The sequence below is a fragment of the Mesorhizobium sp. BR1-1-2 genome (assembly GCF_020165435.1).
Classification (GTDB): domain Bacteria; phylum Pseudomonadota; class Alphaproteobacteria; order Rhizobiales; family Rhizobiaceae; genus Mesorhizobium.
In genome coordinates this window covers 408,224-421,396 of record NZ_JAIUID010000001.1, presented here as the reverse complement: position 1 = coordinate 421,396, position 13,173 = coordinate 408,224, and the positions used below count along the sequence as shown (strand labels likewise).

Genomic DNA, 13,173 nt, shown 5'->3' with positions numbered 1-13,173 from the left:
GCCGCGCGTCGCGGCCAAAACATGGAGGAGGAGAACATGAGGACTTTGATTGCCAGACTGGCCTTGATGGCCACCGTACTCGGCTGCGGGCTGCAATTTGCCGCCGCCGAGACCGCCAACATCTGGGTGCGCGCCGACGGCTCGAACTTCATGCCGCGCATCGTCGATGCCTACAACAAGGGCCATACCAACCAGATCAAGCTCGACATCATCCCCAATGCCGAGATCATTCCGAAATATGGTGCCGCCGCCGCCGGCGGGACGGCGCCCGACGCGCTGTCGCTCGACCTGATCTACACCCCCTCCTTCGCCGCCGCTGGCCAGTTGGAGGACATCACCGACTGGGCGAAATCCCTGCCTTATTTCGCCAGCCTGTCACCGGCTCATGTGAAGACCGGCACGTACAAGGACCGCATCTACGGCCTGCCCTTCTCCGCCGACGCCTCCGTGCTGATCTGGAACAAGAAGCTGTTCAAGCAGGCCGGCCTCGACCCCGAAAAGGGCCCGGCCAATTGGGCCGAGATCGAAGCCGACGCCGAAAAGGTCAATGCGCTCGGCGGCAACATCAAGGGCTTCTACTTCTCCGGCAATTGCGGTGGCTGCAATATCTTCACCTTCACGCCGCTGGTCTGGGCCTCCGGCGGCGACATCCTCTCGCAGGACGGCTCCAAGGCGACGCTGGACAGCCCGCAGCTGCGCGGCGCCATCGATCTCTACCGCTCGATGGTCAAGAAGGGCCTGGTGCCGGAAGGCGCCCAGACCGACACCGGCGCCAATTTCTTCGCCGCCTTCGCCGGCGGCAACATCGGCATCTCGCCGTCGGGTGCATTCGCCATCGGCGCGCTCAACACCCAGTATCCCGACATCGACTATGGCATCACCTTCCTGCCGGGCAAGGATGGCGGCTGGTCGTCCTTTGCCGGCGGCGATAATTTCGTCGTCACCAAGGGCACCAAGAAGATCGATGTGGTGAAGGAGTTCCTCGACTTCGCCTATTCGCTGGAAGGCCAGACGATCCTGGCCAAATATGGCAGCCTGCCGGTGCGCGGCGACATCGCCAAGGACGCGCTGAAGGACCTCGACCCGCGCTACCAGGTCGCGGCCGAGGCGATGGCCAAGGGCAAGACGCCCTATTCGGTGGTCTTCAACGATCTGATCAACTCCGCCAACGGTCCGTGGACGCAGATGATCAACGAGGTCTTCTTCGGTGACGACGTCGACGGCGCCATCGCCAACGCGCAGGAGACCATGCAGTCGATCATCGACCAGGCGCCACAGAAATAGGCGCCTGCCGGCCGCCTGCCTGTCTTCCTGGGCGGGTGGCCGGGGCGCATCGCCAACGGCAGGGCTAATCCACATGGAGGCTTCGAGACATCTGCCCGGCCTATCCAGCTTGGGTTCCCCGTCCCCGCGAAGTGGGGGAGAGGAACCCAAGCTGGAATTGTCACCCCAACCGGAGGAGAGCGAGCGGCCATGACCACCATCACAGCCGCCACCACCGCACCGTCCCGCGCCCGAAAACTGGTCGGCGCCGGGCGCCGGCAATGGATCGGTCTTATCTACGTCGCGCCGGCCGTGGCGCTGGTCATGGTGTTTTTCGTCATCCCGCTCGGCATGACGGCGTGGATGTCGCTGCACAATTGGCCGCTGATGGGCGGGCACTCCTTCATCGGCCTCGACAATTACGTCGCGATCCTGCGCGACACCCGGTTCTGGAATGCACTGAAATTCACCGGCTACTACACGGTGATCGTCACCATCGCGATCTTCGCCGTCGCCTTCCCGCTGGCCATCTTCATCGAACGGCCACGTCCGCTGACCAATCTCTACCGCACCGCCTTCTTTATGCCGGCGGTGGTCGGTTTCGCCTCGGCGAGCCTGCTCTGGTCATGGCTGCTCAACGTCGATTCCGGCCTGTTCAGCCCGGCCGCCTACAACCTCGGCCTGATCGACAGGAAATTCAATCTTCTGGCCACCTTCCAGCCCGCCTTCTGGTCGATCGTCGCCATGGTGGTGTGGAAGGTCGCCGGCTTCACCATGATCATCCTGATGACCGGCCTGCAATCGATCCCGCAGGATTTGCAGGAAGCGGCCGTCATCGACGGCGCCGGCCCGTTCGCAAGATTCCGGGCCATCACCTTGCCGCTGATGCGCCGCACCCTGGCGCTGGCCCTGATCCTATCGGTGGCCGGTTCGGTCCTCGCCTTCGACCAGTTCTACATCATCCTGCGCGGCGGTCCGCGCAACCAGACGCTGACGGCGGTGTACTGGATTTTCAACCAGTCTTTCGTGTCGTTCAAGCTCGGCTATGGCGCGGCACTCTCCATGGTGCTGCTGGTAATCCTTGTTGCGCTCAGCCTCGTGCAGCTCTGGCTGCTGAGGAAGCCCGAGGGCCTCGACTGATGGCGCAGGCAATGTCCGCTCAAGGCAAGCTCGCTGCCAGCGTCGCCAGGCACTCTACCGGCATCATCGCCTCGGTGCTGTTCGTGGCGCCGATCGTGTGGGCCGCGCTGTCGGCCTTCAAGCCGGCGCAGGAGGCGCGCCAGCCGCCGTTGCCGCCCTGGCCGACGACAGGCTTCTCGCTGGAGAACTACGCCACCCTCAACACGTTCGGCGACGGGCTCTGGGTCTCGGCGCAGAACAGCATCTACGTCTCTGTCATGACCGTGCTGGTCTCGGTCGTCGTCTCCGTGCTCGCCGGCTATGGTTTCTCGCGCTTCCGATTTCCGCTCAAGGACCTGTTCTTCGTCCTCATCCTGTCGACGATCATGATTCCGTTCCAGTCGATCCTGACGCCGATCTTCCTGGTGCTGACCAAGCTCGGCCTGCACAACACGCTGACCGGGCTGGTCGGCGTCTATGTCACGCTGCAACTGCCGTTCTCGATCTTCATGATGCGCAACGCCTTCGACGCGGTGCCGCGCGAGATCGAGGAGGCCGCGCGCATGGACGGCGCCGGAAACGCCACCATGCTGTTGAAGGTGATGCTGCCGCTGGTCTGGCCGGGCGTCGTCACCATCGCGCTGTTCGCCTTCCTCGGCGCCTGGAACGAGTTCCTCGCCGCTCTGGTGCTGATGACCGACCAGTCCAAATTCACGCTGCCGGTGATGATGACCGCACTCCAGTCCGGCCGCTTCGGCGCCATCGACTGGGGCGCGGTGCAGGCGGGCGTCACGGTGATGATGGTGCCGTGCCTGATCCTGTTCCTGGCTTTGCAGCGCTTCTACATCCGCGGCCTGATGGCCGGGGCCGTCAAGTAATTGATCGAATGGAGTAAGTTCATGACCGCATCGTCATCCGCCAGGCCTGCCAGCGCCTCCAGGCCCAAACTCGCCTTCCGGCCGCTGCCGGTGCCGCAGGTCGACGTGCACGGCTTCTGGGGCGACCGTGCCGACGCCGTCGCCGCGCGCACCGCCGATATCCTCTACGACCGCTGCGTCGAGGCGGGCATGCTGGAGCAGATCGATCCGGACCGGCCCTCGCCCGGCGTGGTCATCCCGTTCCATTCCCCTTCGCCCGACGAGGCGGCTTCCCCCGGCTTCACCGGCTCGACGGTGACGACGCAGATGTTCTGGGACTCCGACTGGGGCAAGACGATCGAGACGGCGGCCTATTCGCTCTACCGCGCCAAGAACCCGGAGCTGGAGAAGAAGATCGACGCCGTCATCGACCTCTACGAAAAGCTGCAGCAGCCGGACGGCTATCTCTCGAGCTGGTACCAGCGCATCCAGCCCGGCCTGCGCTGGACCAATCTGCGCGACTGCCACGAGCTCTATTGCGCCGGCCACCTGATCGAGGGCGCCGTCGCCTATTACCAGGCGACCGGAAAGCGCAAGCTGCTCGACGTCATGTGCCGCTATGCCGACCATATTGCCTCGGTGCTCGGGCCCGAGCCCGGCAAGAAGAAGGGCTATTGCGGCCATGAGGAGATCGAGCTTGCACTGGTGAAGCTCGCGCGCGTGACGGGCGAGAACAAATACATGGAGCTGGCGAAATATTTCATCGACCAGCGCGGGCAGCAACCGCATTATTTCGACGAGGAGGCGCGCGCCCGCGGCGCCGATCCCAAGGCCTATCATTTCAAGACCTATGAATACAGCCAGTCGCACATTCCGGTGCGCGAGCAGGACAAGGTCGTGGGCCATGCGGTAAGGGCGATGTATCTCTATTCCGGCATGGCCGACATCGCCACCGAATATGGCGACGACAGCTTGCGGATGGCACTCGACCGGCTGTGGGACGATCTTACCAGCAAGAATCTCTACATCACCGGCGGGCTCGGTCCGTCGGCGCACAATGAGGGTTTCACCAGCGACTTCGACCTGCCCAATGAAAGCGCCTACGCCGAGACCTGTGCCGCCGTCGGCCTGGTGTTCTGGGCCAGCCGCATGCTCGGCATGGGGCCGAACGCCCGCTACGCCGACATCATGGAACGGGCGCTCTACAACGGCTCGATCTCGGGCCTGTCGCTCGACGGCTCGCTGTTCTTCTACGAAAACCCGCTGGAAAGCCGGGGGCGGCACAACAGATGGAAATGGCACCGCTGCCCGTGCTGCCCGCCCAATATCGGGCGCATGGTGGCCTCGATCGGCGGCTATTTCTACAGCCTGGCGGACGATGCGCTTGCCGTCCATCTCTATGGCGATTCCACCGCTCGTTTCGACATAGCGGGCGTGCCGGTAGCACTGACGCAGGCGAGCCGCTACCCCTGGGACGGCGCGGTCGCCATCACCATCGAGCCGCAGGCGCCGGTCGCCTTCACCCTGCATCTGCGCGTGCCGGCCTGGAGCACCGGCGCGACGCTCAAGGTCAATGACGAGACGGTGAAGCTCGAGGACGTCACCAGCGAGGGTTACGCGGCGATCCGGCGCACATGGAAGAAAGGCGATAGCGTCCGCCTCGATCTCGAAATGCCGATCGAACGGCTCTACGCCAACCCGCAGGTGCGTCAGGACGCCGGCCGCGTGGCGCTGTCGCGCGGCCCGCTGATCTACTGCGTCGAGGCGACCGACAATGATGGCAGCCTGCATCGCATCGTATTGCCGCGCATCGCAAGCATCGAGGCGCATGACGAGCCGGATCTGCTGGGCGGCGTGGTGACGCTTTCGGCCGCGGCACTGGCCGATACCGATGAGGGCTGGCAAAACGGGCTCTACCGCACCGCTCCGCCCGCTGCCACACAGACGCGGCTGACCGCGATCCCCTATTTCGCCTGGGACAACCGCGAGCCCGGCGAGATGCTGGTGTGGCTGAGGGACGGGGGAGGCCAGAACGGCGCGCGATGAAGGCGACAGGCTTCGTTCTGCCCGCCGCGTTCTTCGGTGCCAGTCACATGGAGCCTATCGCCGGGCCTTTGACTTGTTCAGAGCGACGGCGGCTCGGATAAGCGCCTTGAACGCGTCCTCGTCGACCTCCTCGCCCTCTTGGAAATCGATGGCGCGCCTGGTGTTCCCTTCCAGGCTGGAGTTGAACAGGTGCGATGGGTCGGGCAGCGCCGCACCTTTGGCGAAGGTCAGCTTGACGACGTTCTTGTAGGTCTCGCCGGTGCAGATCATTCCGGCATGCTCCCACACCGGGACCCCTCGCCACTTCCACTCCTCGACGATCTCGGGGTCGGCCTGCCTGATCAGGCCGCGCAGCCGGCTCAGCATCTCGCCGCGCCAGTCGCCGAGCTCCTCGATCCTGCCGTCTATGAGCTGCGAAGGAGACCTTTCCTCTGGCGACCCGCTCTTCGTCATGTCCGTTCTCCTTCAAGCTTGAGGGCGATCACCGCCCCGTCCGCCCGATCATAGGCGCTCTGTTGCGCGCGGCAAATCCGGGCCCCGGCGCGCAAATCTCACATCCGTTCGCCGGGCAATCGGCTCGCCTGCTTCACCCAGTCGGTGAACTGGGCCTCGTCGAACTGGTCGTCCTCATGGATATCGAGGTAACGCGTGTCCTTGCTCTTGGACTGGCCAGGCGGCACCGGGCGCAGCGACATGCCGCGGAAGAAGGCCACCTTTATGTATTTCGTGAAGCAATGAAAGCTGAGGAACCAGCCCTCGCCTTCCATGCCATAGAAGGGTGAGTTCCATTTGACCGCCTTATGCACGCCCGGGACAGCCTGCTCGATCAGCGTGTCGATGCGCTGGCCAACCTCGCGCTTCCAGTCCGGCATGGCCGCGATATAGGCCTGCACCGGCGCATCGCCATAGCCCTTGGCGATCTGCGGGTTGCCGCCGGACAGCAACTTTACGGAAGGAGCCTCAGTAGCGGGTTTGGTCGATTTCGCCATCCGTTCCTATCCATTGGCGCGCTGAACGTCGCGTGTCTTTGCGACATAGGGCAGTACGAACATGTAGAGGCCGCTGAACAGCAGGAGGAACAGTGGCAGGAGCGGTGAATAGACCACCCAGGCGGGCGGCTGCCCGAACGCCATGGTGATGAAGTTCGCGGCCACGGTTGCCGTGAAGATGATCGACAACCAGCGGTGAATTTGCCTGATCCACTTGCTCCAGTCCAATGCTGCCTCCTTTGCAATATGCGTTGAAATCGGGGCCCTACCAGCGCGCCAGCTGCGTGATCTGGATGAGGTTGCCGCAGCTGTCGTTGAGCTGCGCGATGGTCGAACCGGTCACCTCCGTCGGCGCCATGGCGAAGGCCGCGCCCCGCGCCTTGATGCGCTCGTGATCGCCCTTGATGTCGTCGGTGAAGAGCATCAGCGCCGGCTGGCCCTGCTTGAACAGGGCCTGCTGGTAGGCCTTGGCCGCCGGGTTGTCGTTCAGCGCAAGCTGCAGCTCGGTTCCCTCAGGCTCGTCCGGCGAGGCGACGGTCAGCCAGCGAAACGGACCGTTGCTGAAATCGGCCTTCTTGGTGAAGCCCAGCACGTCGGTGTAGAAGGCAAGTGCCTTCTCCTGGTCGTCCACATAGACGCGGGTCAATTTGATCTTCATCGCACGTCCTCCATAGGTTTCGTTTGCGGCGGGCCGCCCTCGAACGGCCTCGCCACGAACCCCGGCCGGCGGATTTCAGTCCGTCCGCGCCAGGAGCTCTTCCAGCTTCTCCAGGAATTTCGGCCATCCCATCTTGGCGCCGCCATAGGCCCGCCTCTGCTCGGGCCGGAAACCGGACTGCTCCATGCGCAGATGGGTTCCGGCAGGCGTCGGGGTGAGCGTGAAGGTCACCACGCTCCTGAGATCGAAGGCCGGGTCCTGGTGCGCGAGGTTCCAGGTATAGGACAGCGTCCTGTGCGGCTCGACGGCAAGCACCTCGCAATCCAGCACGCCGCCCCAGTCGGTGCTGATGTTGAAGCGATGGCCCACGACCGGATTCAAATCGTTCTTCATCAGCCACTCCTCGATCAGATGCGGTTGCGTCAGCGCGCGCCAGAGCTTTTCGGGCGGATGTGAAATCTGCCGCTCGACGACGACAGTGCGGGTCTCGGCGGCACTGTCGTTCACTGGTCCATCCTTTTGAGCAGATCCTCGAGATCGTCGAACCGGCTTTCCCAGAACCCCGCCATCTCACGCGTCCAGTCCATCAGCGGCGCCAATGCGCCGAGCTGTGCGCTGTAATGCGTCTGGCGGCCTTCATGGCGGTCGCGTACCAGCCCGGCCTGCTTCAGCACGCCAAGATGCTTCGACACGGCCGGCTGCGAGACCCCCGACTGGATCGTCAGCGCTCCCACCGTCTGCTCTCCCTGGCGGCACAGCCGTTCGAAGATGGCGCGCCGCGTCGGGTCGGCAAGCGTCCTGAAGAGCGCATCATGAGCATCCGGCATTTAATCGATAACCCGTTGGCTATTGATCGACGTATAACCACCAGGATATGTATTCGTCAAGCGAAGATTTGGAGGGGGAAAGCGTCCGGACACTTTCGGGTCGCGCTGCGCTGGGAACGCCGATCGCTAAACCGTGGCGTGGACGCGGTTGATCTCCTCGGCCACCAGCGCCTGCAACTGCCACAGGTTGCGATCGCGAATGCCGCAGGCGTCGAGGTGGCGGATGGTCTCGAACAGATATTGCGCGCCCGAGCCCCAACGGCCGGCGGCCCGGGCCAGCGTCGCCGCGACCGCCCGTTTGTCGAGCCTGCCGACATAGCGCGCATTGGCGGGATCGACGACGAAGCCGAGCGCGCGGCACATGCCGCCCTCCGTCCTGACCCGCAGCCAGCGCGGCACGTTGACGGCGGGCAGGATGGTCATCTCGCGGCGCAGCAGCGCCTCGAGATTGTCGGCGACCGGCTCCGCGATCTCGAACACCATGCCCTGGCATTGGCCACCACGGTCGAGCGCCATCATCAGGCCGGGCTGCTCGACGGTGCCGCGAAACCGCTGCACGGTGAAGCAGAAAGAGCGGTGCCAGCCGGTCGCCACCGCGCGCTCGCCTCCCCTCACCTCGCCCGCCGGCTTCCATAGCAGCGAGCCATAGGCGAACAGTTTCAGCGGCCCGGCCGGCGCATCGGCCAGGATTTCGTCGCTGAAACGCGCATAGTCGGCGTCGGTCATGTAGACCATGCCCGGCGTCGGCCCGGCATCCTCGACCGCGCGCAAGGTGCGGGCGACCAGCGCCTCCGTCAGCGCCATCGCCGCTTTGAGTGGCGGCGCGGTGGGGATCGGTTTGTTCATGTTCGCATCTCGGCCGTCACCGCCATGTTGCCGAAGGCGCAGGGATTCTCAAGGGGCGGCGCCGACGCCGATGACTGATTGGGATCGCCGGGTTGGGATCCGCCGGCCACCAAACGCAACTGGATGTTCAGGGAGTGGTCGTCGCCGGCGACTGACGAGCCGTTGACAGCAACGGGACATACAGAGAGGCCAGGCTCCTCGCCATGGTTGCGGTAATGTGATCGGCATCCTTGTAGATCGGCAGGCCGTTTTGAACCGCGTCGCAGTGGTCGTTGCTGCAGAACGCCGGAAGCGGGTCGACAATGGCAGCGCCGTACTTTGCGGCAAGACGCGTCAAGATCGCGCGCGAGAGCGCTTGCCGCTTCGCGACATAATCCCATGGCGGGGCCACATCCGTGGAACGTCCTGCTATCATCGCCCTGGCGACGGCTTCCGGCATATAATGTCCCATCTCCGGGACGTCCATGACCAAAACGACCTTGGTGCCTTGTTGCGCCAACTTCCCCATCAGGCGATCGAGCGTTTCGACGACCGGCGCGGATCTGTCTTCAAGCGGCGGCGGCACCGACGGATCGAAATAAACGCCCTGGTTCGGCAGTTCGGAATCGTGCACGTATTTGGGCCAGTAGGCCAGCAGGAAGACGAGCGGGATGTGCCTGGACGCGATCAGATCGCGCACTGCTCCATTGAAATCGCCACACTGTTCGGTATGGCCACGCCGCGTCAACTGAACGCCCGGCAAAGGCGGACATGAAGCATGTCCTGCAAAGAGACCAGCAACGCCGGTTCGGGTGGCGGCTGCATCGATGGCCGGAGCCATTGCGCCGGCGTGGGAGTCTCCCCACACGAGGAAGGCGGGATTGTTCGAATGCTCGATGCCGAGCGGGCAGAGCTTGCCCGCGCGTATGTCGGCCGGCGTCGGTCCCGTTGCATCGAAATCGGCGAAACAGGGCGGCACGCTGAACCGGCTTTCATCGTAGGTCGCGGCGTAGACCTTGCGAACATCGACAGGAACACGGGATGGAACGCCCTTGTCGCGGATCACATCGGTTCCAAAGCCGACGGCCACAGCAACCATCAGGGCCGCTCCGGCAAACAACGAACGCCGGCCGAGCCAGGCATTGCTGCCGCGGAAGGGCCGTTCGATAAACCACCACGAAAAAACGGCGATTGCGAGCGACGTCAGGACGATCAGACTGCCGTGAAGCACGGAAAATTCACGGTCGGCCATCGCCCTGCTGAACACGATGACGGGCCAATGCCACAGATAGAGCGAGTAGGAGATCAAGCCTATGAATACAACCGGCTTCGATCGCAGGATGTGGCTGACCGGCCCTTGCTCGTCGCGTGCATGGATCACCAGCGCGGCGCCGAGGCAGGGCAGCAGTGCCGCCGGGCCGGGAAAGAGAGTGTGATCGTTGAATCCGAACACGGCTAAGGCGATCAGCAAAATGCCGCCGGCTGCCAAGCCTGCCCGCATGATCGGCCGCGTCGGCGTCGGTATCGCGCCGAAGGCAAGCAGCGCGCCAACGAGCAGTTCCCAGGCGCGAAACTCCAGGAGATAGAACGCCGCGACCGGCGAACGGAAGACCGTCCATGCGCTCGCCACAAACGAGACGATCAGCAACCCGACCAGGATGGACACCGTGTGTCGCCGCGCGAACCGGTTGATTGCGACCAGCAGCAGCGGAAACAGAATGTAGAACTGCTCCTCGACTGCAAGCGACCATGTGTGCATCAGCGGCTTCATCTGCGCACCGACGTCGAAGTAGCCGCTTTCCTTCTCGAACTCGATATTCGATGTGAACAAGGCTGCGGCTTTCAGGCTGCGGGCGAAGTATTCCAGCTCGGCGGGCATCAGCAGGAACCATGCGGCTATCGACGAGGCCGCGAGAATTGCAAAGAGCGCCGGAAAGATCCGCCGGATGCGACGCTCGTAAAAACGCAGCAAGCTGAAATCACCGCAAGTGATCTCCCTCGAAATCAGCGACGCCATGAGAAAGCCGGAGATGACGAAGAACACGTCGACGCCGACGAAGCCGCCACCAAAACCCGGAATGCCGGTGTGGTACAGCACCACCGGAACGATCGCCAGGGCACGCAGCCCGTCAATATCCGCGCGATAGGCAAGTCCGGCTTGTCCATGCCCGCGAATTGAAGCCTGGGCGACTGGACGCCTGACAACGAGATTCAAACATATTCTCCGAAATAGTGCCGGTGGCCTGGCCTTTTATTGGCGCAGTATGTCTTCAGCGAGGCAATCCGGGCCGCTGCCGAACCCCAGGCCGCCGTCGGCGGAACGAGATCGCCTTCAACACGTTTCATTGGGTTGGGAGGGAACTATGAACGATGCGCCGGCAACGCCCGTCGGCAGGACGCTTTCGCCCAGCGAAATGGTGACCGTGATGTCGCATTTCCATCGCGCCGAGATTGCGCGCATGGCGGGATGGCGCGACCGCATCGACAGGACCAGCAACTGGGCGATCACCGTCGTCGCCGCGATGCTGTCGGTGTCGCTGTCGACGGCCAGCGCCCATCACGGCGTGCTCCTGTTCGCCATGCTGCTGGTGCTGCTGTTGCTGTGGATCGAGGCGCGGCGCTACCGCTTCTTCGACGTCTACCGCGCCCGCGTGCGCCAGTTCGAGCGTCACTATTTCGCGCAGATCTTCTCGCCGCAGCCGGACTTCGCCTCGGACTGGCTGCTGATCGTCGGAGAAAGCCTGCGCACGCCGAAATTCCTGGTCTCGCAGCGGGTGGCGCTGGCGCGCCGTCTGCGCCGCAACTACATCCACATGATGCTGATCCTGCTGCTCGCCTGGATCCTCAAACTGTCGACGCCCAGCCTGCTCGACCAGGCCGCGCCGGTCGGTTTCGTCGGCACATTGCGCGAGGCCGTCAACGCCGCCGCCCTGGGTCCCGTGCCCGGCGTGGCCATCGTCACGCTGGTCGCGATCCTCTATGCCGGTCTGCTGGCGGCCGCCTTGCTGACGCCCGACGACAATGGCGAACTCTCCTTCGGCGACGTGCATGTCTAGCGCCAGCCGACGCATGAAAACCCTTTTTGAACAATCGGGTAGTGCGCCATTCTGATTCAAGATGCGAACGTGATCTACGTGACGCTTGGAAAATGGCCGCATGGATGCCATCTAGATGCGCAGAGAGCCGGCCTCTAGGCGGCCGGCCACGGAGATATCGAAACCAGTGACGCAGCGAAGCGGCAGCGCCGACCTGCCGCTGCATGGCGGACGGGTCCCGAAATGGCTGGGCGACCGTATGACGCGGCTCGGCGCGGTGCTGTGCGAGGCGATCGTCCACCACTATGGCCGCGACGAGCTGCTGCGCAGGCTGGCGCATCCCTTCTGGTTCCAGTCCTTCGGTGCGGTGATGGGCATGGACTGGCATTCGTCCGGCATCACCACCAGCGTCATCGGCGCGCTGAAGCGCGGGCTGACGCCGCTGTCGGGCGAGCTCGGCATCCATGTCTGCGGCGGCCGCGGCGCCCATTCGCGCAAGACGCCGCATGAGCTGGAAATGATCGGCGAACGCGTCGGCTTCGACGGCGCGGCCCTTGCCACCGCCAGCCGCCTGGTCGCCAAGGTCGACAGCGCCGCCGTGCAGGACGGTTTCGACCTCTATCTGCATGGCTTCATCGTCACCGACGACAGCCGCTGGGTGGTCGTCCAGCAAGGCATGAACGGCGACAGGAGGCAGGCGCGCCGCTACCACTGGCTGTCGGAAGGCTTGAGGAGTTTCGTCGACCAGCCGCACGCGGCGATCGAGGGCGAGCGGCAGGGCGAGATCGTCAATCTCACCGACCATCGCGCCGAGGCTTCGCGCAGCGGCCAGCTCGACCTTCTGCGCCAGCTCGGTCCAGACCGCATCGTGCGCGAATTCGCCGCCATCGAGCCCATGGCGGACGATCCTTCGGCGAAGTGCGAGAGCGCACAGCCAATGCTGCCCAACCTGGTCATGCCGGCGCACCATGACGTGCACGAAAGCGACATCGTCATGCGCCGGCTGCACGGCAACATCTGCGCCGCCATCGAGAGCGGCCCGGCGGATTTTCCCGAATTGCTGCTGGTGCCGGGCGTCGGCGCCCGCACCGTGCGGGCGCTGGCGATGGTGGCTGAGGTGGTGCATGGCGCGCCCTGCCGCTTTTCCGATCCGGCGCGCTTCTCGCTGGCGCATGGCGGCAAGGACCGGCATCCCTTCCCGGTGCCGCTGAAGGTCTATGACGAGACCATCGCCGTCATGAAGTCGGCGGTCGCCAAGGCGAAGCTCGGCCGCGAGGAGGAGCTTGCCGCCTTGCAGCGGCTCGACGGCCAGGCGCGGCGGCTGGAGCGCTACGTCACCGGCCCGAGCCTGAAGGAGATCGTCGCCGGCGAGTTTGACCAGTCGCACCTGCTCGGCGGCCGCAGCGTCTTCGGCCCGGAGCCGCCGCCCGCCCCGGCGTCGCTGGCGCAGCCCTTGCCGGCAGCCGGTCCGAAGCGGTCGGGCTAGGATGTGTTGCGCAACCTTGCGCAGCCTTGCACGTTTATAGCAGCGATGCGTGCGGACCTGATCCGATC

The 13,173-nt window shown here is 64.4% G+C and carries 14 protein-coding genes; 6 read left to right on the top strand and 8 right to left on the bottom strand.

Annotated elements, in window-relative coordinates; all coding sequences use genetic code 11:
- Positions 1-36 precede the first annotated feature (36 nt).
- The 4 genes from LB551_RS02070 (at position 37) to LB551_RS02055 (ending at position 5,285) form a co-directional block, all read left to right on the top strand.
- Entirely contained in the window at positions 37-1,284 is a 1,248-nt protein-coding gene (locus LB551_RS02070; protein ID WP_224658028.1) for an ABC transporter substrate-binding protein, read from the top strand.
- 189 nt (positions 1,285-1,473) lie between these two features.
- Entirely contained in the window at positions 1,474-2,403 is a 930-nt protein-coding gene (locus tag LB551_RS02065) for a carbohydrate ABC transporter permease (protein ID WP_224658027.1), read from the top strand.
- Positions 2,403-3,260, top strand: a complete 858-nt coding sequence (locus LB551_RS02060) for a carbohydrate ABC transporter permease (protein WP_224658026.1) — start codon at positions 2,403-2,405, stop codon at positions 3,258-3,260. Before LB551_RS02065 ends, LB551_RS02060 begins: the two co-directional genes overlap by 1 nt.
- A gap of 21 nt (positions 3,261-3,281) precedes the next feature.
- A complete protein-coding gene (locus tag LB551_RS02055; RefSeq protein ID WP_224658025.1) occupies positions 3,282-5,285 on the top strand; it encodes a glycoside hydrolase family 127 protein in 2,004 nt (667 codons plus the stop codon).
- Between the two features lie 54 nt (positions 5,286-5,339).
- On the opposite strand, the gene LB551_RS02050 is transcribed toward LB551_RS02055, so the two are convergent.
- The 8 genes from LB551_RS02050 to LB551_RS02015 all read right to left on the bottom strand — a co-directional run bounded on the left by LB551_RS02050 (position 5,340) and on the right by LB551_RS02015 (position 10,799).
- Entirely contained in the window at positions 5,340-5,738 is a 399-nt protein-coding gene (locus LB551_RS02050) for a DUF1801 domain-containing protein (protein ID WP_140552031.1), read from the bottom strand.
- A gap of 98 nt (positions 5,739-5,836) precedes the next feature.
- Positions 5,837-6,274 (bottom strand): DUF1801 domain-containing protein, encoded by a 438-nt coding sequence (locus tag LB551_RS02045; protein ID WP_224658024.1) that lies wholly within the window; start codon positions 6,272-6,274, stop codon positions 5,837-5,839.
- Positions 6,275-6,280: 6 nt separating this feature from the next.
- Positions 6,281-6,502 carry a hypothetical protein gene (locus tag LB551_RS02040; protein WP_140552033.1) on the bottom strand — a complete coding sequence of 74 codons (222 nt, stop codon included), beginning with the start codon at positions 6,500-6,502 and terminating at the stop codon, positions 6,281-6,283.
- A gap of 37 nt (positions 6,503-6,539) precedes the next feature.
- On the bottom strand, positions 6,540-6,932 hold the full coding sequence (locus LB551_RS02035; RefSeq protein ID WP_224658023.1) for a VOC family protein: 393 nt from the start codon (positions 6,930-6,932) through the stop codon (positions 6,540-6,542).
- A 75-nt stretch (positions 6,933-7,007) separates the two neighbouring features.
- Positions 7,008-7,439, bottom strand: a complete 432-nt coding sequence (locus LB551_RS02030; RefSeq protein ID WP_224658022.1) for an SRPBCC domain-containing protein — start codon at positions 7,437-7,439, stop codon at positions 7,008-7,010.
- Positions 7,436-7,759, bottom strand: coding sequence for an ArsR/SmtB family transcription factor (locus LB551_RS02025; protein ID WP_140499215.1), 324 nt, complete (start codon positions 7,757-7,759; stop codon positions 7,436-7,438). The genes LB551_RS02030 and LB551_RS02025 overlap by 4 nt, the downstream gene beginning before the upstream one ends.
- Before the next feature lie 126 nt (positions 7,760-7,885).
- Positions 7,886-8,605, bottom strand: a complete 720-nt coding sequence (locus tag LB551_RS02020; protein WP_224658021.1) for a gamma-glutamylcyclotransferase — start codon at positions 8,603-8,605, stop codon at positions 7,886-7,888.
- 127 nt (positions 8,606-8,732) lie between these two features.
- The gene (locus LB551_RS02015; protein WP_224658020.1) at positions 8,733-10,799 is read right to left on the bottom strand and encodes an acyltransferase family protein; all 2,067 of its coding nucleotides are present in this window, start codon (positions 10,797-10,799) and stop codon (positions 8,733-8,735) included.
- A gap of 148 nt (positions 10,800-10,947) precedes the next feature.
- On the opposite strand from LB551_RS02015, the gene LB551_RS02010 reads away from it, so the two are divergent.
- Together LB551_RS02010 and LB551_RS02005 are read left to right on the top strand one after the other, a co-directional pair.
- On the top strand, positions 10,948-11,640 hold the full coding sequence (locus LB551_RS02010) for a DUF2270 domain-containing protein (protein ID WP_224658019.1): 693 nt from the start codon (positions 10,948-10,950) through the stop codon (positions 11,638-11,640).
- 166 nt (positions 11,641-11,806) lie between these two features.
- Positions 11,807-13,105: a DUF763 domain-containing protein gene (locus LB551_RS02005; protein ID WP_224658018.1), complete on the top strand. Its 1,299-nt coding sequence runs from the start codon at positions 11,807-11,809 to the stop codon at positions 13,103-13,105.
- Positions 13,106-13,173: the final 68 nt, after the last annotated feature.